Origin of the sequence: Burkholderia sp. Bp9143, from assembly GCF_003853645.1 — a bacterium.
Taxonomy (GTDB): domain Bacteria; phylum Pseudomonadota; class Gammaproteobacteria; order Burkholderiales; family Burkholderiaceae; genus Burkholderia.
Genome location: NZ_QTPO01000004.1, coordinates 61449 through 83522, shown reverse-complemented (window position 1 = coordinate 83522; position 22074 = coordinate 61449). Strand labels below are relative to the sequence as shown.

The window sequence follows — 22074 nt, the reverse complement described above, 5'->3', positions numbered from 1 at the left end:
TTGACATGGCACAAGATATTTTCCTGAAGATCGACGGCATCAACGGCGAGTCGCTTGACGACAAGCACAAGGACGAAATCGAGGTTCTGAACTGGGAGTGGGACATCCAGCAGGAATCGACGATGCACGCCGGCAGCGGCGGCGGTGCCGGCAAGGCGACCGTCAAGGATCTGACGTTCGACCACAACATCGACCGCGCCAGCCCGAACCTGATGAAGTACGCGCTCACGGGCAAGCACATCGACCAGGCAACGCTGGTGATGCGCAAGGCCGGCGGCAACCCGCTGGAATATCTGAAGCTCACGATGAGCGACGTGATCGTCACGCGCGTGAAGCCGTCGGGCAGCAAGAACGACGCGGAAAAGAGCCGTGAATCGGTGTCGCTGTCGTTCGCGAAGGTCAAGCAAGAGTACGTCGTGCAGAACGCGCAGGGCGGCAGCGGTGGCGCCGTGACCGCGAGCTTCGACATCAAGGGCAACAAGGAAGCGTAATCGCGCGGATGCCCCACAACCGGCGCAGGCGCATCGTCTCCGCCGGTTGTGGGGCGTCCCACACAGTGAATAAGGGTTCATAGCCGGATGCGTTCGATACCGACCGTCGCCACGCTGGCCTGTTTGCTTGCGCTTTCCGCCTGCGCGAGCAGTGGCGAGCCGAAGCCGAAGGAGCCGATCCGGCTCGACATGCGCGTGAACGCGCTGCCCGATGTCAATCCGGACGACCGGGGAAGGGCTGCGCCGATCGTCGTGCGCATTTACGAACTGAAGAACGACGGTGCCTTCGAGGCAGCCGACTTTTTCACGCTGCAGACCCAGGATAAAACGGTGCTGGCCGACGACGTTGCGAAACGCGACGAGTTGCAGTTGCGCCCTGGCGAGCACCAGACGTTCGTACGCCGGCCCGATCCGGCCACGAAGACCATCGGCGTGATCGCGGCTTATCGTGACTTGCCGAACGCGGTGTGGCGCGCGGCCTATGCGATGCCGGCCGCACCGGACAAGGCGTGGTATCGCTTGTTCACGCCGAAGCTGAAACTGACCATCGATCTCGAGGCCAAGGCCGTCAAGATCACGGAAGCCAAGAAATGAAACACGTCGCGCAACAAAACGGACGGCACGCATGAGCTGGTACGCCAAGGTCGCCTGGCAGGAAGGGCTGTTCTTCCGTCCGCAGCTGTTCCAGCAGCAGGACCGCTATTTCGAGAAATACGCGCATCAGCGCGCGGCGCCGCTGTCGCCGTTCTTTTTCGGTTTCACGCACTTTGCGCTGGACATCGAGGCGCTCGCACTTGGCAAGGTCATCGTCAAGTCGGCCGCGGGCGTGTTCGCCGACGGCACGCCGTTCGATGCACCGGGCAACACGCCGTTGCCGCCGCCGTTGACGATTCGGCAGGAGCATCTCGACCAGGTCATCTATCTGGCCGTGCCCGTCCGGTTGCCGAATTGCGAGGAGACCACCTTCGACAACACGTCCGATTCGCTCGCACGCTATCAGGTGTTCGACACCGAGCTGCGCGACACGAACTCGATCGGTCTTGCGCCCGAGTCGGTGCAACTGTCGAACTTGCGAGTACGCCTGCTGCCGGAGAAGGAACTGGGCGATGCCTGGATCGGTCTCGCACTCACGTGCGTGAAGACGATCCGCGCGGACGGCAGCATCGTGCTCGACGACACGCTCGTGCCGCCGGTATCCGGTTACGGCGCGAGCGGCCTGCTCACGCGCTGGGTCACGAAGATTCATGATCTCGCGCGCCTGCGCGCGAATGCGCTGGCGCAGCGGCTCGCCGGCACTGATGACACGACCGCGAGCGCGGCAACGGTTACCGATTACCTGCTGCTGCAGATTCTGAACCGCTACGAGCCGCTGCTGCAGCATCTGCTGCGGGTGCCAGCGACGTCGCCGGCGGATGTGTATGCGCTCTTGATCGGCATGGCGGGCGAGCTATCGACGCATTTGCGCACCGACACGCGCCGGCCGCTCGAAACGCACCCGCCGTATCAGCATACGACGCCGCACGTGTGTCTGAAGCCGGTCGTCGACGACTCGCACCGGTTGCTTAACGCCGTGTTGGTGCGCAGCGCGCAGAGCATCGTGCTGGAGGATCGCGGTCACGGCATGCGTAACGCGGTGGTCGATCCGGTTGATATGCAAGGGTTCACCGCACTGGTGCTGGCCGTGCATGCGGCGATGCCGCAGGATGTGCTGCAGCAGCAGTTTCTGGCGCAGGCGAAGGCGGGGCCGTCGGACAAGCTGCCGAGCCTCGTGCGCAGTCACTTGCCGGGTATCGGCCTGCAAGCGCTGCCGGTGCCGCCGCGGCAGATTCCATTCAACGCGGGATACATCTATTACGAACTGACCCAGGGCGGGCCGCTTTGGGAGGAAGTCGCGCGGCATGGTGGCGTTGCGCTGCACGTGGCGGGGGAGTTTCCGTCGCTCAAGCTCGAGTTGTGGGGCGTACGCGCATAAGCGCGGTCACGCGAAGAAGCGAATCACCTCAAAAAGGAAATCTGATGATCGACCGTTCAGCTCAACAGCCTTCGTTTGCATTCGTTGCAGCCTCATGGGGCGCGCTGCTTGCGGGCGCATGTGCATACCTGATTGGCCTGTGGAACTCAGACATGCAGCTCAACGAGCGGGGGTATTACTTCACGGTGCTGGCGTACGGACTCTACGCGGCTATTTCGTTGCAGAAGAGCGTTCGCGATCGCGTCGAGGGGATTCCGGTCACCGGGATCTACTACGGCCTGAGCTGGACGTCGCTCATCCTCGCGATTCTGCTGCTCTGCGTCGGGCTGTTCAATGCAACGCTCGCGCTGAGCGAAAAGGGCTTCTATGCCATGGCGTTTGTGCTCGGTCTCTTCGGTGCGGTAGCTGTCCAGAAGAATACTCGCGATATTCAGGCCGTCCGATCAGCATTTCCGGAGTCGAATACGACATTCGAGATTCAAGATTCAGACAGCAGAGTTTGATCCATCGGCATCGGACTCGAGATGTGAATTGATGTCGCGGCGAAGCCGCTCGATTCGAGCTGATTGACACATACGTGACCGTATTGATTTGGCTCGAGAGCAATGGGAATTTCAATCCACGTTGGTCCAGCGACGCTGAAATGACCAATCTCGGCGCCGGCTTCGTCAGACACATGTATTGAGTTAACCAGGAGATCAAAGAGGGTGAAAATTTCCATCATTGCGTCGTGCGGACGCGGTCGAGTTGCCGCTCGCCTTGCATTCGCGGTCTCCATTCTCGTTGGCGCGGGTAATTTGAGCGCCGGTGAAGAGACTGTTGATACATCCCCGTGGTCGTTTAGGTTGGTTGTCCTCGATCCTCCACGTCACACGAATGCGGCGGCTTGTATTGCGGCGTCGGCTGACGGACGCGTGATTGCCGGGTTCCGGTCGGATGAGTCAAGTGAAACATCAAGGGCGGTTCGCTGGACCGCTCAAACGGGGTTCCAGTATCTACGTATACCCGGCTCAAAAGTAACGCGTGCTTATAACCTCTCTGCGGATGGATCGACAATCAGCGGAGCGACTCGTAGTGAGGGGCGCGGAGCACAAGGGTTTCGGTGGACAAAAAAGGGAGGGGTGAGGAAGTTTGGGGTGGGTTGGCGTCAGGTCGAAACGTCGGGTATTTCGGATAACGGCACGGTCGTTGTGGGCACGTCGTGGGAGCGAGACTTCGATCCGAAAGCGTTCTATTGGACCGAACAGGAGGGAGTGCAGTCGCTTGCAGACAATTCGGTATTCAATGCTTTAAATCTGACCGATAGTGCAGCGCTTGGCGTTTCCGGTGACGGTTCAACGATTGTGGGGTGGGCTTCCGATTTTTATCGGAATCACGCATCGGTCTTTTACTGGACCAAGACGGCGGGCATGCAGATTATCGGTTACGCGGGAGGGAAAGACAACTTCCCTCGATGGATGGGCGTATCACGAGATGGCTCAGTTGTTGTCGGCACCACGTTTGACGGCCCCAATCGAAGAGATGCAAGCCACGTATTTCGTTGGACTGCGAAGGAAGGGATGGTGAAGTTGGGCCCGGAAGGAAGCAAGTCCTATGCATTAGGTATGTCGTCCGATGGCTCGGCAGTGTTCGGTATGTATAGCGAGGAAGGTCGCTGGGAATTTTTTGTCTGGTCGAAAGATCGAGGTTGGCGCGGGACGGGGATGGACGAATCCTTCTTGCGTAGTTATCAGTTTCTAGTTACAGATCGGGAAATTCTTTTGGTCAGTTTTCGCGATCAGAATTCGAGGCAACATAAGTGATGAAATATGTTCAAGAAGGCCGCGGTCACGATCGCTTATTTAATCTTCCAGGCGATATTGTCGGGTTGTCTTCACGTGAATAGTTGGAAGTAAGGTAGGGCATCCGTCACGTGCCGAATACATGACAGACGATCAATGATCCAATCGATTCAACGGAGATCCCGGAATGGCTTTGTTTGATGCACCACGGACGTTGTCGGCTTCCGGCGCCGCGCTGCCGATGTACGGTGGACAGTCGATCCTCACTCCGGTGAAGCTGATCGGCGGCGAAGCCATCGGAGAACTGTTCGAGTACACGCTCGAACTGAAAACGCCGGATGCACTCGGGTTTTCGCAGAGCATCGCGGCGAACGTCAAACTCGACACGCTGATCGGCACGGAAGTGACCGTATCGATTCAGCTCGAGGGCAAGGGCCGCTTCATTCCCGGCTTGGCCGGCAACGCCGGAATGGCCAATCTAGGTGCGGGCGCACGCGAGATCACCGGTATCGTGAGCCATGCGATGATCGTGCGTGAAGACGGTCGTTCGATCGTGTATGCACTCACGCTGCGGCCGTGGCTCTGGCATGCGACCAAGAATTGTGACTGCCGAATCTTTCAGGATATGTCCGTGGTCGAGATCACCGATGCGGTGCTCTCGTCCTATCCGTTCCCTGTCGAAAAGCGTCTCACGACACCGCGACCGAACAAGGCATGGCCCAAGCGTGACATTCAACGCCAGCACCTCGAAAGCGACTGGACGTTCCTGCAGCGCCTATGGGAAGAGTGGGGAATCTACTACTTCTTCGAGCATAGCGAAGGCAAGCATCGGCTCGTGCTATGCGACTCGATGGGTGCGCTCAAACCGCTTGGTGACGCTTATGCCGCGCTTCGCTACGAGCCGCCGACCGGTCGACGGCTTGACGAGGAACACATTCAGGACTTCTCGGTCTCGCATGCGCTGACCACGGGCGCGGTGACGAGCGTCGACTACGACTATACGTTGCCGCGTGCGGACCTGAAGGTGATGCACGAAGACCCTCGCGACACGGGGCTCGCCCACCAGGAGCATTACACATGGGGCGATTACGCGCAGCCGCAAGCTGGCGCGGCTGGGCTCTCGGGTGATCACAACGAGCCACGCACGGAAGCGGAGTACCTGACGCTGGTGCAGATGGAGGCTTGGCGTTGTCAGGGGCTGAGGGCCTACGGCACAGGCAACCTGCGTGGCGTGGTGACCGGCCAGACGTTCGTGCTGTCGCATTATCCGCAGGATGCGGCGAATCGCGAGTATGTGGTGATCGCCTGCAAGCTGACGATCGAGGAGATTGGCGAAGCGTCGGGATCCGGCCAGCGATACCGTTGCGAAGCGGATTTTACGGTGCAGCCGACTAATGAACCGTTCCGGCTGCTGCGTACGATTGCAAAGCCACGTATGAAAGGCGTCGAATATGCCGTCGTGACGTGTCCGGAGAATCAGGAAATCTGGACCGATGCATATGGCCGGGTGAAGCTCCAGTTTCTTTGGGACCGGCTTGGCAATAACGACGAGCGTTCAAGTTGCTGGGTGCGCGTGGCCGGTGCGTGGCATGGCGATCAATTCGGCGGAATCTTTCTGCCGCGCCGTGGGCATGAGGTCGAAGTCGCTTTCGTCAACGGCGATCCGGACTTGCCGATCATCGTAGGTAGTGCGACCAATGCGTTCAACATGCCGCCGTTCGCATTGCCGGAAAACCAGACGCTGGCCGGCTATCGCAGCCGGGAGGTCGGCGGTCGTCGGGCGAATACGCTCGCCTTCGACGATACGAACGGAAAAATCCAAGCGCATCTGTCGAGTGACGAAGGCGCCTCGCAGTTGAATCTCGGGTATATCACGCGCATTGCCGGGAATGCGGGGCGGCAGGATGAGCGCGGTCGCGGGGCTGAATTGCGCACGGATGGTCATGGCGTATTTCGTGCCGGGCAGGGCATGCTGCTCACGACTGAAGTTCGGCAAAACGCGCAGGCCCATGTGACCGACATGGGTGAAACGACCGCCCGACTCGAAGAGGCCGAGCGTTGGCAGACGATGATCGCGCAACTGGCGCAGCAGGCGACGGCTCAGGACGCGAACAGTCATCAGGAGGAAGTCGCCAAGACTCTCGCCAAACAGAACGCTGCGATAGGCGGATCGCAAGGCGCCGCCGCCGATGGTTTTTTTGAATTCGGCGCGCCGCATGTCGTTATCGCGGGCGCTGCCGGTATCCAGACCACGACGCCAGCGACAACGCATATCGCGAGTGGTCAGCACGTCGCGCTGACGAGCGGGGAGCACATCGCGGCGTCGGCGAACGGCAGTGTCCTCATCAGCGCACAGGATACGCTGCGCCAGTTTGCTGCGCGTGGCGGCATGAAATCCGTCGCGGCAGACGGGGACATTGACATTCACGCGCTTAAGAAGGCGATCAATCTGCTCGCCCTGCTTGAAGTCAACGTGACCAGCGACACGATTCATATCAGCGCGAAGAAGAAGCTGGTGTTGAACGGGGGCGGCAGCTATCTCGAGCTTGAACAGGGAAGTATCAAGAGTGGCACCAGCGGTGCCTGGCTTGCGCACGCCGCGAACCACTATTTCCCGCAGCCAGACGAGGTGCCTGTCGAGCTTCACGTTCCCAAGGTGTGTATCGAGTGCCTGCTGAAAGCCGCGAAGAGCGGCGCATCCGCTGTTCCTCGGCTTTGAGACTTGCTTCATGACAATAGTAGACGGCAACGCAAAACTTTACGGTCTGGTTGATGGTGCTCAGTATCCGGAATCGATGGCTACATGGGTGCTCGAATTCTCGCCAGAAGTGCGATCGCTATTTGAAGGGCTACCGGAGGAGGAAGCCGGAAACGCTGCCCCGATCCTCTTCGAGATCGACGATGCAAAGAGTGAATGGGTTCGCCAAATCGATGAGATGGACCGGTATCGACCGTGCTTCACGGTGGTGCGTAGCGCGTTGAGTATTGATGAGCTCAAGCTGCACCTAAAGCGTTTTCTATTTGTCGACATCGGCGAAGGGATGCAGGCACTGATCCGTTGGTTCGACCCGCGTTCGCTTCCGTCGATTCTGGAAGTATGGGGGAAAGCGGCACAGGCCGAACTAACTCGTCCGTTGACGATGTGGATGTACCGGGGAGGCCGCTCGGAGTGGCAACACGTTGGAATCGACGTGCGTACGTCGGCCGCAGATGCGGGAGAGTTTCCCCTGTCCTTTAGGCAACAGCAACTCGATGAGTTGGAACGGCATGATGAACCTCATGCGCTCATGAGCGAGTTGAGCGATCTTGGATTGATCGATGGGAACCAGTCGTATGCAAAGAGATTCCAGGATTTCCTTCGACGCTATAACCGTGCAGGTGAGTGGGGGCTGACTTCACGCGCGGACCGCCACGCGTTCTGTGTGGCCTCGTACCAGTATGGAGAGTCCTTCGAGCGCCACGATGAAATTCGATTGGCGGTTCGGTCGAGTGTCGCCAGCGGGGCTCCGTTAGTGCAATCGTTCGAAATGGTTCCGGCCTATGTCTGGCGGGAGTTGATGCGTAGCCTCGAGAACAAGACGGCACTTCAAGAACCGGGGGGGGGCGGAATGATCGTGTCTATCTGGAAGCGTTTCGCCGCGCTATTCGTCGTTGGGTTGTTGTTGACACTGGCGGGTTGCTCGGATGCGGACGAGAGTGATCCGTCAGATGTGAGCGGCTACAACTATACCGACTACTACATTGCAGGTTTCCGAGTCGGGAATGAAGGCCAAGATCTTTGGGCGGGAGGGCCAAACATTTTTCCGAAACGGCATGGCGAGTCTCGCTCTGGTGGTGGCGGGGGAATGTGTTGCATCAGTATTCCTTCCAAATGGCGATCTGGCATGAAGCTCGTGGTCAAGTGGCGACGTGACACGCATCCCTACGACGACGATCGAAGCGGTGATCAATGGTACACGGCGACCACGGAAGTTCCGCCGTATGGGCCGCGGACCTATGGCTTTTGGGTGCATTTTCTTCCGGGCGATCGTATTCGCGTTGAAATTCAGGATAAACCACCGATGCCAGTTAAACCAGCTGAACGGGATCCCTACATCGTGCAAGGCGTGCTGGATCCGGAATTGAACCAGAAGTGAGGAGAAGTGCGATGAGTGAAATCCGTTGGCCAGAACCATTCGACGCGCGAGGACGTTTGTCCGAAGGGGCGGCTGCCCGATCAATGGGCAAGAGTGCCTTGGCTGGGGAAACGCCAGGTTGCCCACAGACACTACATGTCAATTTGTTCTTTGACGGCACGAATAACAATCTGGAAGAGGACATAAAGAGCGCGGAGAGGCCCACGCATAGCAACGTCGCAAGGTTATTCAACGCATGTAGTTACAACTACGCGGATGGGGAGTACCGGTTCTACGTGCCCGGTGTTGGTACTCCATTTCGTGAAATCGGTGAGACAGAATTCACGGCGAAGGGTAAGGCATTCGCTGCTGGTTTCGGCATGCGCGTGGCGTGGGGATACACCCGCTTGCTGAACGCGCTGCATCAAGCAATGACAGGTAGCGCGCTGATGGATAACACCGAAGCACGGGGGGTGTGCACGCTGATCGACGATGAGGTCATCGCGTCCAACGGAACTCTGGCTTCAGCCGTCGCTAACATTGCTAAGACCAGCCGCGTTGCAGGAGCGGCGGCAAGTAGTCCTATGTTTTACTACGGATACAAGGTTCGATCGAAGCTTGAGCGAATACATGGGGAGCTGTCGGCGCTTCAAAGGAAGCACAGCAGCCCGGGCGGGCAGCTCAACCGGTCGATTAAGAAGGTGTGGGTTAACGTTTTTGGATTTTCTCGCGGAGCCGCCGGCGCACGGGTGTTCGTGAATCGTCTCATCAACTCGTGGGCACCGGGTGGAATGATTGCCGGTGCGATTCCGTACGAAGTCAATTTCCTGGGGATCTTCGACACAGTCGCATCGGTTGGCATACCCGATACCGCTACTGCGGCGATCGATCGAGCAGAACTAGATGGGCATTGGGCGTGGACATCAAGAGGGGCACTCAACGTTCCCGTATCGGTCAAGAAATGTGTGCACTTCTTCTCAATCCACGAACAGCGGATGAGTTTCCCGCTCGATTCTATTCGGGAGCGGCAGGTATATCCGATAGGCGAACCCCGGAGGATCGAGATTGCCTACCCCGGAGTGCATTCTGACGTCGGCGGTGGTTATCCTGTCGGCGACCAGGGTAAATCGAGAGCGGGAGAGGGTAGTAAGCTCAGTCAGATTGCCTTGCACAATATGTACATTGAGGCGCTGAAGGCTGGGGTGCCGCTGTTGACAAGAAATGATAAAAATCCGCTTCCGAAGGTTGTCGGGCAGGATTTTCGGATTTCTTCAGCAGTCGTCCAAGCCTTTAACGACTGGCTGTCAACCGTCAATCAGAAGCCGCTCGACAGCGTTGAAACAGCGTTGCGTATTGGCATGGGGCAATCTCTCGCGTGGAGGACACTGCGCGCGGATGTAGGCAATTCTCACACGTACATTACGTCGCAGGAATTCTTCCGCCGTGCGCGGGAGGACCATGTCACCCCGTACGGACTGGAAAAGCGCATCGAGCAAAAGGGATCATCAGCTCGGCTTGACGGGCTGAAGCGTGAAAAGCGCGAACTTGAAATTCGGAAGAACACGCTTGAGGCCGCGGCGCTTGGAACGATCCGGAACCCGGTCGAGTCGAATGCGTTTAGAAAACGAGCCGCTCAACTTGCCGAGCAAATCAAGAAGAAGGACAAGGAGATACTTGAGGCCGCCGCAGATAACGGAAAGGAAAGTCGACCTGGAGAGGGGGCGACGGACATCACCACCAATGACAAGACGGACCTTCTCGAGGCGGCCGAGGAATTTCGTCTCCTGTTGGCATATTTGCGCCCCGATCAGCGAACGCGCTTGCAGGTGTACTGGTCGCAGGCGCCTGCGAAAGCAGTCAAGATGGGGAGCGGGCTCTTCTCGGCAGAGATTTTCATTTCACAGAACCCCAACGCCTACTATTTGACCGTCGATCGAAAGGACGCGGGTTCTCACCGACGACAAGGTTCGAACACCGTTTGGTTGGGCGATCGTGATCTCGCCATCCAACTCCTTGGCGCTGTCGCCGCCTACCAGCCGGTCCTGGACTTCGTGCTGGCTCCGGAAACGCAGATGTTGCCGTTTCTACTTGAGCACACGTCAGACGAAGCAGTGCGGAAGCTCTCGCCAGCCGTCGTGCGCCTAATGGACGATTACGTACACGACAGCCGCGCCTGGTTTCGAGTCCCGTATTTTCACGAATACTCACCAGGTGGCTATGGATGGGCGCGCACGTTCTTTGTCGGCAATGACAGGCGTGTCCGTAACCTCGGTCTTACGGATCAAGCCACGGCCGTCGCCGCATCGCTAGAGCAGAAAGCGGCGACGGATCGCGGCAAGTTCGTTGTCGAGCGGTCGAGGACTTTGCCGCCCCCGGTGAAATTCGACTTCAGCAATCTTCCGCGCTAGTAAGCGCGCCAGCCTACGAATAGCACCATGTCAACGAGCATCGCAGTCGTCGGGGATACAACCGACCATGGCGGCCGGATCATTACCGGCTCGGATACCCACAAAATCGGCGGCAAGAAAATAGCCCGCCTGCACGATCTTGTCGATTGTCCGGAAACCTATCCGGACGGACGTCCGCACGGCATCAACAAGATTATCGAAGCCCATCCGACGCTTAGCGTCGGCGGGCGTTACGTGGCATTGCACGGCCACCGCACCGAATGCGGCTGCCGGTTGATTGCCGCTTCGACGGCCAAGGTGGGGCGCTAGCTATGTCGACACCAAGGAAATCCAGTGTGCCGATTGGTGCCGTGCACACTTCCCCGGACGGAGAAGAAACGTTGGACGACGCGCTGAACCGGGAAGAGGATACGCCCGTCAGCCAGGATATTGCGCCTCCCGAAGTTTTCGAGCAGCGCGTGGCCAAGGTCAAGACCGCATCGAATCCTTTGCTCGAGGCATCGCGTGTGTTGCTGCGTGCGCAGGCTGACATGCCGGAAAGGTTTGAGTCGGGAGACGCGGTCATGTTGTTGCGCAGGCTTCTCGTAGAGGAAGTCGGTGTGTTCGAGAGGCTATGCGAACAGACCAATATTCGCCGCGATCACATGATCGGTGCGAGTTACTGCCTGTGCACGGCGCTCGACGAAACAGTAGCGCAAACCGCATGGGGCAAGGAAGGCTCGTCGGCGATCGAATGGATCCAAGGTGGACTCGCGACCACTTTCCACGGAGACCTCAAGGGCGGCGACAAGGTCTACCTGCTGATCGGCCGCTTGCTGGAAGACCCTCACGAGCATCGTGACCTGCTGGAAGTGATCTACCGGATTCTCAGTCTCGGTTTCGAAGGCCGCTACCGAGGCGTGACCGACGGCAAGCGCAAGCACGACGCGATTCGTCAGCGGCTCTATAACGTGATCACGTCGCAGCGCGAACCTGTGCCGCTGACGCTATCGCCCCACTGGCAATCGACCGCGACAGGCAAGCGCCTGTCGTTCACCGATTTTCCGGTATGGATCACCGTCACCGTCCTGTCGGTCATCCTGCTCGGACTGTTCGGATGGTTCAAGTACGAACTGTTCAGTCGCAGCGCGGACGTCCAGAAGCAGATTGCCGACATCGCCCGCATGACACCGCCACCTGCGCCACCACAGCAACTGCACCTCAAACAGTTGCTCAAGGACGAAATCGCTGCCGGCACCGTCAGTGTCGATGAGGATGCCCGCCACAGCGCCGTCACGTTCCGTGGCGACGCGATGTTCAAGCCCGGCGGCGCTTCGGTTCAGGCATCGATGAATCCGCTGATTTCGAAGATCGCGGGAGAGATCGTCAAGGTGCCGGGCAAGGTAACGATCATCGGCTACACAGACAACGTGCCGATTCGCAGCCGGCATTTCGCATCGAATCAGGTGCTGTCGGAAGAGCGCGCCACCCAGGTCATGCAGATGCTGCAAACCGCTGGGGTGGCGGCGAAGCGTCTCGAAGCCGTCGGCAAGGGCGATGCCGATCCGGTCGGAGACAACCGCACCGCGCAGGGGCGCGCACAAAACCGGCGCGTCGAGATCGACGTCGCACGCTAAGCCAGATCCGTTTCCGGAATAACACATGAAGAAGTTTCAGTTCCTGTCGTTTCTGGCCTCGCGCCAGTTCCTCGCGTTCCTCGCACTGATTGTCGTCGCACTGGTGATCTGGTTCGTCGGCCCGTTTTTCGCGTTCGGCGGGCTCAAGCCGTTCGCCGGCGCCGGCATGCGCGTGCTGCTGATCGCGCTGTTGCTCGCCGGCGTGCTGCTCTGGCTCGTGGGCTTGTCGACGAGCGTCGTGTTTGTCGCGTTGCTGTGCCTGCTGATCTGGTATGCGGCGCCGCTGCTGTCGCTCGGCCATACGGCGCCGTTCGAGCCCGTGTCGGCCCGACTCACCGCGATCGCGCTGGTGGTGGCCGTCTTCGTTCTTGTCGGGTTGTTCCGCCTGTGGCGGAAAATGCGCGAAGACGATGCGTTCATGAAGAAGATGTTGCGCCTGGATCGCCGCAAGGATGAATCGCCTGCCGCACCACGCCTGCGGAAAATCGAAGGGATCGTGACGAGCGCGCTCGTGCGGCTGAAATCGATGCGCACCGGCGCACGCGGTCTTGGCAAGCTGTTCCAGGGAAAGCGCTATTTGTACGGGCTGCCTTGGTACATCACGCTCGGTTCGCAAGGGTCCGGCAAGACCAGCGTACTGATGAACGGCGGGTTGGCATTTCCCGTTGCCGAGCAGATGCAGCGCGCGGTCGGGACACCTGTCGGTGACGCTGTTTCGGTGGACTGGTGGCTGACCAATGACGCAGTGTTGATCGACACGGCCGGTTACTACACGCGTCATGGCATGTCGACGGCCGAGGACGTCGATGCGCCCGTCTCGGAAACGGGAAAGCCGGCAACCGGCGTTCCGGGCAAGGACGGCGCCGCTGCTGAGCCGGCTGCGGATGGTGCAGTAGAGGACGCGAAGCAGAATGAGGCGTCGCAATCGAAAGCCGCCGCCACGTCAACGGCCAGCGGCCATGTCGTTCCGCCCGGTCAGGGTACGGGTGAGCGTCGACAGAAGGTCGATCGTGCGGAATGGCTTGGATTTCTGGGCATGCTGCGCCGGCATCGTCCTCGCGCGCCGATCAACGGCGCGTTGCTGACGATCGATCTTGCCACGCTGGCAAGCGCCGACGAACAGGCGCGTGTGGCGGAGGCTGCCGCGTTGCGCGCGCGGCTGGCGGAACTGAGGCAGGAGCTGGGTATTCGTTTTCCTGTCTATGTGATGGTCACGAAGATGGATCGTCTGACAGGTTTCGCCGAGTATTTCGGGGCGCTGACGGCCGAGGGGCGGGCGCAGGCATGGGGCTTCACGCTTCCGTATGGCAAGGAAACGGTCGCGAAGGAAGGGCTGCGCGCGCGCTGCCATACGGAACTTGCCGAACTCGCGCAACGGCTTAGCGGTTCGATCGATACGCATCTGCAAGATGAGTACGATTCGCGCAAGCGCCGATCGCTTGCCGCGTTGCCCGAGGAGTTTGCTGCGCTGCTCGGACCGCTGCTCGACTTGATCGAGCGGGTGTTTCTCGACTCGCGTTACGACGATACCCAGCTCCATTCGACGTTGCGCGGTGTGTACTTCACGAGCGCTCGACAACGGGACGGCGAGTTCGTCGTGGAGCGCAGTACAGTCGTTCAACGTCTTCTGTCGACTCAGGACCACGTTCCCGCTTCGTCCGCGCGTGCCGAGGGCAACCAGGGTTTCTTCCTGCACGACCTCCTGACTCGCGTCGTGTTCCCGGAAGCGCATCTGGTGAGCCCCAACCTGCGCTGGGAATATCGCTACCGGCTTTTGCGCCTGATCGGCCACACATTGGCGCTGCTGTTATTTGTGTGGCTGGCAATCGGACTCCGCGCGAGCTTCGGCCACAACAGCGACTATCTCGATGCGATCGGCCGAAAGGTGCAGGCGCTCACGGCTCGCGTCACCCAGCTCTACAAGGAACCCAAACCGGAAGCCGTGCCGGACCCGCTGACCGACGCGCGCTATCTGCCGACCTTCCCGGGCCTGGACCTGTCGAACCCGGACAGTACGTGGCGCTACGGTCTCTATACGCCAGGGGACATCGCCACCGAAAGCCGCCATGCCTACGACGTGCTCGAGGACAACCTGCTGCTGCCGCAGATCGTGCGCCGCCTGGAAGACGTCATGTCCGGCGCGATCGCCAGTAAGGACCCGAAAGCCGCCTACGATGCGCTGCGTGTATACCTGATGTTGTACGACAAGGCGAAGTTCAATGCAGATGACGTCAAGGCCTGGGTGCTCGACGACTGGGCGAAGACCGACAGCGCGGCGGTTTTCGGTGGACGCGCGTCGATGATCGACCACGTGCAGCAGCTTTTCTCCGGAGAGCGCGTGGTGCAATCGCCGCTGATCCGCAACGATGCCCTGGTGCAGCAGGCGCGCGCGTTTCTCGACGGCAGCAACGCAACCGATCGCCTTTATCAGCGCGCGAAGGCGGCCATGCTCAAGGAGGCGCCCGACGAGTTTACGCTCCTGCGCGCGGTTGGCCCGCAGGCCGGCACGGTGTTCACGCGGGCGAGTGACGCGCCGTTGTCGCGCGGCGTGTCGGGTCTGTTCACGTATGAAGGCTATCGGAACCTGTTCGACAAGCGGTTGCCCGAATTCGTGCAGATCGCGCGAGACGACGATGCGTGGGTGATGGGGCGCTCGTATCTGGCGGGGGTGTCGGATTCGGCTCAAAAAAAAACGGCTGAGAGTGTGAGCAATGCGACGGGCGCGGACGATGCGTTGACCGACGCGGTCCGCCGCGAATACCTGATGGAATACGCCCAGCAGTGGGACGCGTTTCTCGACGACATCCGGACCGTGAGCGGCACGAGCCTTGCGTTCAATCTGAAGGTGCTGCGCAGCTTCGCGGCGCCCGATTCGCCACTCGTGCGGCTTGCCCGCGCAGCCGTGCACGAGACGACGCTCACGCAGCCGATGGCCGCGTCGGACGGTTCGCTGCTGCAGCGGGCCGCCGATCAGCTCAATCAGAAGGCGGACAAGGCGTTGGGCATTCGGGCGTCGGAACGCGTTGAACGGGAACTCGTCGACAATCACTTTGCGGCGCTGCGCGAGGTCGTGACAGGGAGCGTGGATGCGCAATCCGATACGCAACCGGCCGCCACGCAGGCGGACAAGACGGGGCTGGACGGCGTCACCAACCTGCTGAACGACTATTACACGACGCTCACCGTTGCCGACAATGCGCTGTCGAACAACAGCATGCCACCGGCGAGCGACGTAGCCGCGAAACTGAAAATGACGGCCGACACGATGCCCGCGCCATTCCGCGCGGTATTGCTGCAGCTCGCCGCCGATGGTTCGCGCGAAGTCAACCAGGGCATCGGTCAGCTATTGTCGCGCCAGATGCAGGCAGTGGTCGGCGACACCTGCCGGCTGACGATCGAGGGCAATTATCCGTTCTCGCCCGACAGCAAGCGCGACGTCAGCATCGACGACTTTACGCGCGTGTTCGCGCAGGGCGGCGTGATCGACGACTTCTTCGCAAAAACGCTTGCACCGTTCGTCGATACGGCCGCGAAGCCTTGGCGCTACCGGACGCTTCCGGGCGCGACCGAACCCGTGCAGGGGCCGGACCTGGAGCCGTTCGAGCATGCGAAGGCAATCCGCGACGTCTTCTTCAATGATCCCGGCCACAAGCAGATGACGTGGAAGGCCGACATCCGGATTCCCGAGCTCGATCCGACGATCATGAGCCTGTCGCTCGACATCGATGGACAGACGACGCTTTATCAACACGGTCCGGTCGCGCCTTTCACGGTCACGTGGCCGGGACCGCGTGGCGGCGTCCACACGGAAATCACGGCCAATCCGCGGATTCGGCCGGACACGTCGACGATCGTAGCGGACGGGCCTTGGGCGGTGATGCGCCTGCTCCAGAAAGGTCGTGTGGTGGAGACGGCGACGCCGGGCCGCACGCGCGTCGCGTTCAATTTCGACGGTCGTCAAGCGGCGCTCGACGTCGCGAGCACGGGGAGTGTCGCGAATCCGCTGACGAGCGACGTGCTGAAGACATTCCAGTGTCCCAGCACGATGTCTGTGTTCAACCTGCCGGATAGTGGCCCGCCGCCGGGATTGCCGCGAGGCATGTTGCCGGCGAGCGCGGTAAGCGCTTTCCGCTGAACCGGGAGGGATCGATCAGGATGACTCTATCGACAACCGATCCGCAGGGCGATGCAGGAGCCGTGGTGTCGCCGCCCGTTGCCGCACGGCTCAAGGCCGCGGAGCAGGCGGTCAACCCGCTGCTCGAAGCGTCGCGCGTTCTGTTGCAGGCGTTGGCCAATACGCCCGAAACGCTCGATGCCGACGCTGTTGCACGGTGGCGTCGATGGTTGGGGCAGGAAGTTCGTCTCTTCACCCGGATCTGCAGTGAGCTTCAGGTCCGCCACGAGCATGTCCGGTGCGCAAGCTATTGTCTGTGCTCCGCGCTCGACGAGGCGGCGATGCAGACGCCCTGGGGAAAGGGCGAAACAACCGGCGTCGAATGGCAGGACAACAGCCTGGCGAGTGCGTTGGGACATGATCGTCAGGGCGGCGACCGTGTTTTCCGGCTGATCGACGAGGCAATGCGCCATCCGCGCGAGAACCTCGATCTGATCGAGTTGTACCAGAACGTGCTCGATCTCGGGTTTCGTGGGCGATACCGATTTGAAGCAGGTGGTCAAAAGCGCTTGCAGGTCATTCGCGAACACGTACACGACGTGGTCATGACGGGTGGACAGAGCGTGAGTCGCGTCAGCGAGCCGCTTAAACGTCCGCGACAGACGATCGATCCGTGGGTACGTCCGGCGGCGGTGCGTCGGTCGCGAGCGAGGTTCGTAGGAGGTCTCGCCGTTGCGTTGCTGCTGGGAGCCGGGGGGTATGCCGCCGTAGACCGTTCGGTTCGCACGAAGGAGAGGCTCCGGGCGTCGCCGCTCGATGCGCTGGCTCGCAATCTGGAACTGCGCCTTCGCGATGAAGTTGCTGCAGGGAATGTCGAACTGATCCGCGACTCCGGGCGCAATGCCTTGACGCTCCGATTCAGCGGAATGTTTGGGCCCGGGGAAGCAACGGTGGCGCCGTGGGGTGCTTCGGTGGCGGCTTCGGCCGGCCGGGAAATCGCGGCGGTGACCGAGGGCGCGACCGTCCGGGTGGCGGGATACGCGGATAGCACACCGATCAGTTCGACACGTCAGGCATCTAACCAGGCGCTTTCCGAAGTGCGAGCCCGGCACGTGGCCCAAATTCTCGTTGCGGCTGGCGTATCGGCGCCACGTATCAGTGTCGCGGGAAACGGCGATGCCGATTCGCTGGCGGACAACGGTACCGCGTCGGGAAGGGCGAGAAATCGTCGCGTCGAAGTGACCATCACGGATTGACGTTCGATTGCGAGCGATAATTTCGGCCTTGAACAGGCGCGATGACGGAGCGATGAAGAGCCCGTGAGGCGGGCGCAACGATCTGTCCCCATTCCAGAATCCCGCGCCCGGTCGCGGTTTTGCCCTCGCTGGCTTGGCCGGACCGGGAGAATTTCTCCCAAATGCGTCACAAGTCATTCATCTGATGAAAAATCCCCGGCGGTTCCCGGTATGATGCGCACCTTGCGCATGAATTTGATGCGTCGTTGATGCGACCGCCGCGCCCAAACCGCCCTGTGCACGATCGAAAGATTCTGTAATATAAAATCCGTATACTCGTAATTTTCTGATCCAGGCGCCGCCTGCCTTCGTCCCAGGCCGACCGCCCACGCAGAACAACCAGATTCGTCGCCGCCAGGCCACCTTGCGCCGCGACACGCTATGTACCACCACTGAACAATCTATGTCTTCCCGCCACCCTGGTCCGCCCGGCCGTGCCGCGGCGGCGATCGCCCGTGTCTCGACGCTGATCCGCAACGAGCGCGTGCTGTCGCCGCTGCTCGCGCTCGGCATCGGCCTGCTGCTGATCGTGGTTTTCCAGCACTTGTCCGAATCCGTCGACTACCGGTCGGTGATCCGCCAGCTGCGCCACATGTCCGCGGTCGAATGGGGCGCATCGCTGGCCGCGACGGCCCTCAGCTATCTCGCGCTCGTCGCCCGGGATGCGATCGGCCTGCGCTACGTCGCCGCGAAGGTGCCGCGCGCCGCGCTGTGGACCGGCGCGATCGCCGGCTCGGCGCTCGGCAATGCGACCGGCTTCGGCGCGCTGACGGGCGGCGCGGTGCGCGCGCGCGTGTACGGCGTGTCGGGCGTCACGCCCGCGCAGATCGGCCGGATGACGGTATTCACCAGCGGCACGCTCGCGCTCGCGCTGGTCCTGATGACGGCGGTCGGCATGGTTTGCGTGCCGCAGACGCTCGCCGCGATGCTGCATGTCGCGCCCGGTGTGCTCACGTGGAGCGGTGCCGCGCTGCTCGTGGTGCTGGCCGTGATGACGATGATGTGCGGCAACACCGCCCGCCCGGTCGTCACACGCTTCAAATGGCTCGCGTTCGACGTGCCGGCACGGCGCGACCTCGTCGCACAGGTCGTCTATGCGGTGCTCGACGTGGTGGCCGCGGGCCTGACGCTGTGGGTGTTGCTGCCGGCCGCGCCGGTCGGCTTCCCGACCTTCATCACCGTGTACGCGGCCGCGCTGCTGCTCGGGATGATCGGCCATACGCCGGGCGGGATCGGCGTGTTCGAGGCCGCGATGGTCTTCACGCTGGGCCGCGAAGTGCCGGCGCACGCGATGGTCGCCGCACTGATCGCCTATCGGGCGATCTACTTCGGCGTGCCGCTCGTGCTGTCGGCGGGCCTGCTGGCCGGGTTCGAGGGCCGCGCGCTGCGCCGCCGGCTCGTGTCGCGGCAGGCCGCGCGCGTGTCGCAACTGGCGCCGCTGTTCCTGAGCCTCGTGACCTTCGCGGTCGGCGGGATGCTGGTGATCTCGAGCGCGACGCCCGCGTTCTGGCACCGGATCGCGATCCTGCGCAACCTCGTGCCGCTGTGGGTGCTCGAAGGCTCGCAGGTGATCTGCAGCGTGCTGGGCGTCGCGTTGCTGTTCGTCGCGCGCGGGCTGCTGCGCCGCCTGGACGGCGCCTGGTGGATGACCTTCGCGCTGACGCTCGCGAGCCTCGCGCTGTCGCTGGCGAAGGGCCTCGCGTTCGTCGAGGCCGGCGTGCTCGGCACGCTGCTGGTGCTGCTGCTCGTCAGCCGCCGCCGTTTCAACCGGCATTCGTCGCTGCTCGCCGAGCGCTTCACGGTGAGCTGGTTCGTGTCGGTGACGATGGTGCTCGTGCTCGCCGTGTGGGTGCTGTGCTTCGCGTTCCGCGACGTGCCGTACACGCGCGATCTGTGGTCGCATTTCGCGTTCGACGAGCGCGCGCCGCGGGCGTTGCGCGCGACGCTGGCGGCCGGCGTGTTCGTCGCGATGTTCGCGCTGTGGCAACTGCTGCGCCCGGCGCCCGGTCGTTTCGTGACGCCCGTCGCGCAAGACCTGCTCGATGCCGAGCAGATCATCCGCGCGCAGGAATGCAGCGATGCGGGCCTCGCGCTGATGGGCGACAAGTCGTTCCTGTTCTCCGAGTCGCGTCGCGCGTTCCTGATGTACGCGAAACACGGCCGCACGTGGGCCGCGCTGCACGATCCGGTCGGCCCGCGCGAGGAATGGCCGGCGCTGATCGGCAAGTTCATCGCGCTGGCGCACGCGCACAGCGGGCGCGCGGCGTTCTACCAGGTACGCGCGAACGCGCTGCCGCTGTATCTCGACGCCGGGCTCACGCTGATGAAGCTCGGCGAGGAAGCGCACATCGCGCTCGACCGGTTCGACCTGAAGGGCTCGAATCGTTCCCACCTGCGCTACGCGCTGCGCCGCGGTGACAAGGACGCGCTGACGGTCGAGGTGATCGCGCCGCCCGACGTGCCGGCCGCGCTGCCGTCGCTGCGCGACATTTCCGACGGCTGGCTCGACAGCCGCGACGCGCGCGAGAAGAGCTTCTCGGTGGCCGCGTTCCACGACGGCTATCTCGCGACGCAGTCGGTGATGCTCGTGCGCCAGGCCGACAAGCCGATCGCCTTCGTCACGTTCATGACGACCGACCTCAACACCGAGGCGACGGTCGGCGTGATGCGCCATCTGCCGGACGCGTCGCCGTATGCGATGGAGTATCTGTTTACGCAGCTCGCGCTGCACCTGAAGGAAGCGGGATTCCGCAAGCTGAGCCTGGGCATCGCGCCGTTCTCGGGAATGGGGGCGGCGAAGATGCCGTCGCCGTGGCACCGGTTCGGGCTGATGGTCTGGCGCTTCGGCGGCCGTTTCTACAACTTCCGTGGCTTGCGTGCATTCAAGAGCAAGTTCGAGCCGCACTGGGAGCCGCGCTATCTCGCGGCCTCGGGCTCGGTCGGCGTGTTTGTCACGCTCGCGGATCTGTCCCTGCTGGCTGGAGGTCGGCGTTCATGATGTTGAAGAAGCGTATCGCGCAGGCGGCAGTCGCCTGCGCGGGAATGATGCTGGCCGGCGCCGCGCTCGCGGCGCAGCCGGCGGCGGCGAAACCGGAAACCGTGTCGGGCGGCCGCTACGGCCCCGTGACCGTGACGAAGCCGAGCGGCCCGCTGCGCGGCTTCGTCGTGCTGTTCTCGCGTGAGCGCGGCTGGGGCGCCGCCGACCAGCAGGCGGCCGACGCACTCGCGAAAGCGGGGGCGATGACGGTCGGCGTGGATTCGGAGCGCTACGCGGCGAACCTCGCCGCGAAGCAGGAAACCTGTCACCACCTCGACGGCGACGCCGAGGCGGTCAGCCACCAGCTCGAACGCCTCGCGCAATCGGCGCGTTACTACACGCCGATCGTCGCGGGCGTGGGCCAGGGCGGCGCGATCGCGAAGCAGATCCTGTCGATGGCGCCGGAGAACACGATCGCCGGCGTCGTGTCGGTCGATCCGGCGGCGAAGCTCGATGCGCGCTTCAAGCCGTGCCCGCCCGATCCGACGATCGTGCGCCGCGCGATGCCGGGCTTCGTCGAAACGGCCGCGGCCGGCGACACCGCGAAGCTCGTGTCGCTCGTCACGTCGCACCTGCACGACACCAGCAGCAGCGACGAGCTCGACGTGTCGGACCTGCCGCTCGTCGAGCTGCCGGCCAAGGGCGGCAGCGACCGCCTCGCGATCGTGATCTCGGGTGACGGCGGCTGGCGCGATCTCGACAAGACGATCGCCGAGGCGCTGCAGCGCGACGGCGTGGCGGTGGTCGGCATCGACAGCCTGCGCTACTTCTGGAGCGAGAAGCCGCCCGCACAGGTGAGCCGCGACCTGGCGCGCGTGATTCGCACGTACATGGCGCGCTGGCATGCGAACCGCGTGGCGCTGGTCGGCTACTCGTTCGGCGCCGACGTGATGCCGTTCGCGTACAACCGGCTGCCGGCCGACCTGCGCGACAAGGTTTCGGTGATGTCGCTGCTCGGCTTCGCGCCGGCGGCGGATTTCCAGATCCGCGTGACGGGCTGGCTCGGGATGCCGGCGAGCGACAACGCGATGAAGGTCGCGCCGGAAATCGCGAAGGTGCCGCCGCGGCTCGTGCAGTGCTTCTACGGCGCGGAAGAGAAGGACACGATGTGTCCGGCGCTCGCGAACACCGGCGTCGACGTGATCAAGACGGGGGGCGACCACCACTTCGGCCACGACTACATCGCGCTCGAGAAGAAGATCCTCGGCGCGTTCGGCAAGCCGGTGGCGGCGCGCTGAACGCCGG

At 62.1% G+C, this 22074-nt stretch carries 14 protein-coding genes and 1 pseudogene; all 15 read left to right on the top strand.

Going from position 1 to position 22074, the window contains the following annotated elements:
• Positions 1-5 precede the first annotated feature (5 nt).
• The 15 genes and pseudogenes from DIE23_RS04105 (at position 6) to DIE23_RS04035 (ending at position 22067) form a co-directional block, all read left to right on the top strand.
• A complete protein-coding gene (locus DIE23_RS04105) occupies positions 6-491 on the top strand; it encodes an Hcp family type VI secretion system effector (protein WP_057925018.1) in 486 nt (161 codons plus the stop codon).
• An 87-nt stretch (positions 492-578) separates the two neighbouring features.
• Positions 579-1085: a type VI secretion system lipoprotein TssJ gene (gene tssJ / locus DIE23_RS04100; protein WP_124610927.1), complete on the top strand. Its 507-nt coding sequence runs from the start codon at positions 579-581 to the stop codon at positions 1083-1085.
• Positions 1086-1116: 31 nt separating this feature from the next.
• Positions 1117-2463, top strand: a complete 1347-nt coding sequence (tssK, locus tag DIE23_RS04095) for a type VI secretion system baseplate subunit TssK (RefSeq protein ID WP_124610926.1) — start codon at positions 1117-1119, stop codon at positions 2461-2463.
• 44 nt (positions 2464-2507) lie between these two features.
• Positions 2508-2966 carry an inner membrane protein YiaA gene (gene yiaA / locus DIE23_RS04090; RefSeq protein WP_124610925.1) on the top strand — a complete coding sequence of 153 codons (459 nt, stop codon included), beginning with the start codon at positions 2508-2510 and terminating at the stop codon, positions 2964-2966.
• A 204-nt stretch (positions 2967-3170) separates the two neighbouring features.
• A complete protein-coding gene (locus tag DIE23_RS04085) occupies positions 3171-4265 on the top strand; it encodes a hypothetical protein (RefSeq protein WP_185646379.1) in 1095 nt (364 codons plus the stop codon).
• Positions 4266-4431: 166 nt separating this feature from the next.
• On the top strand, positions 4432-6963 hold the full coding sequence (locus DIE23_RS04080; protein ID WP_124610923.1) for a type VI secretion system Vgr family protein: 2532 nt from the start codon (positions 4432-4434) through the stop codon (positions 6961-6963).
• Between the two features lie 10 nt (positions 6964-6973).
• A pseudogene (locus tag DIE23_RS39990) lies at positions 6974-7345 on the top strand (DUF4123 domain-containing protein); the annotation flags it as partial.
• Between the two features lie 507 nt (positions 7346-7852).
• Positions 7853-8380 (top strand): DUF3304 domain-containing protein, encoded by a 528-nt coding sequence (locus tag DIE23_RS04070; protein WP_124611039.1) that lies wholly within the window; start codon positions 7853-7855, stop codon positions 8378-8380.
• An 11-nt stretch (positions 8381-8391) separates the two neighbouring features.
• Positions 8392-10767, top strand: coding sequence for a DUF2235 domain-containing protein (locus DIE23_RS04065; RefSeq protein WP_124610922.1), 2376 nt, complete (start codon positions 8392-8394; stop codon positions 10765-10767).
• Positions 10768-10794: 27 nt separating this feature from the next.
• Positions 10795-11076, top strand: a complete 282-nt coding sequence (locus tag DIE23_RS04060; protein ID WP_082664606.1) for a PAAR domain-containing protein — start codon at positions 10795-10797, stop codon at positions 11074-11076.
• A 2-nt stretch (positions 11077-11078) separates the two neighbouring features.
• Positions 11079-12383 (top strand): type VI secretion system protein TssL, long form, encoded by a 1305-nt coding sequence (tssL, locus tag DIE23_RS04055; RefSeq protein WP_124610921.1) that lies wholly within the window; start codon positions 11079-11081, stop codon positions 12381-12383.
• A gap of 25 nt (positions 12384-12408) precedes the next feature.
• Positions 12409-16518 (top strand): type VI secretion system membrane subunit TssM, encoded by a 4110-nt coding sequence (gene tssM, locus DIE23_RS04050; RefSeq protein ID WP_124610920.1) that lies wholly within the window; start codon positions 12409-12411, stop codon positions 16516-16518.
• Between the two features lie 20 nt (positions 16519-16538).
• Positions 16539-17753, top strand: a complete 1215-nt coding sequence (gene icmH, locus DIE23_RS04045) for a type IVB secretion system protein IcmH/DotU (protein ID WP_124610919.1) — start codon at positions 16539-16541, stop codon at positions 17751-17753.
• Positions 17754-18195: 442 nt separating this feature from the next.
• Positions 18196-20790, top strand: a complete 2595-nt coding sequence (mprF, locus tag DIE23_RS04040; RefSeq protein WP_124610918.1) for a bifunctional lysylphosphatidylglycerol flippase/synthetase MprF — start codon at positions 18196-18198, stop codon at positions 20788-20790.
• A complete protein-coding gene (locus tag DIE23_RS04035; RefSeq protein WP_124610917.1) occupies positions 20787-22067 on the top strand; it encodes a virulence factor family protein in 1281 nt (426 codons plus the stop codon). Before mprF ends, DIE23_RS04035 begins: the two co-directional genes overlap by 4 nt.
• The last annotated feature ends 7 nt before the right edge of the window (positions 22068-22074 follow it).

Coding starts and splice junctions, on each gene's coding strand:
- DIE23_RS04060 (WP_082664606.1), top strand. CDS start 10,795: ATGTCAACGAGCATCGCAGTCGTCGGGGATACAACCGACCATGGCGGC.
- tssL (WP_124610921.1), top strand. CDS start 11,079: ATGTCGACACCAAGGAAATCCAGTGTGCCGATTGGTGCCGTGCACACT.
- DIE23_RS04105 (WP_057925018.1), top strand. CDS start 6: ATGGCACAAGATATTTTCCTGAAGATCGACGGCATCAACGGCGAGTCG.
- DIE23_RS04035 (WP_124610917.1), top strand. CDS start 20,787: ATGATGTTGAAGAAGCGTATCGCGCAGGCGGCAGTCGCCTGCGCGGGA.
- DIE23_RS04065 (WP_124610922.1), top strand. CDS start 8,392: ATGAGTGAAATCCGTTGGCCAGAACCATTCGACGCGCGAGGACGTTTG.
- mprF (WP_124610918.1), top strand. CDS start 18,196: ATGTCTTCCCGCCACCCTGGTCCGCCCGGCCGTGCCGCGGCGGCGATC.
- tssK (WP_124610926.1), top strand. CDS start 1,117: ATGAGCTGGTACGCCAAGGTCGCCTGGCAGGAAGGGCTGTTCTTCCGT.
- tssM (WP_124610920.1), top strand. CDS start 12,409: ATGAAGAAGTTTCAGTTCCTGTCGTTTCTGGCCTCGCGCCAGTTCCTC.
- tssJ (WP_124610927.1), top strand. CDS start 579: ATGCGTTCGATACCGACCGTCGCCACGCTGGCCTGTTTGCTTGCGCTT.
- yiaA (WP_124610925.1), top strand. CDS start 2,508: ATGATCGACCGTTCAGCTCAACAGCCTTCGTTTGCATTCGTTGCAGCC.
- DIE23_RS04070 (WP_124611039.1), top strand. CDS start 7,853: ATGATCGTGTCTATCTGGAAGCGTTTCGCCGCGCTATTCGTCGTTGGG.
- icmH (WP_124610919.1), top strand. CDS start 16,539: ATGACTCTATCGACAACCGATCCGCAGGGCGATGCAGGAGCCGTGGTG.
- DIE23_RS04080 (WP_124610923.1), top strand. CDS start 4,432: ATGGCTTTGTTTGATGCACCACGGACGTTGTCGGCTTCCGGCGCCGCG.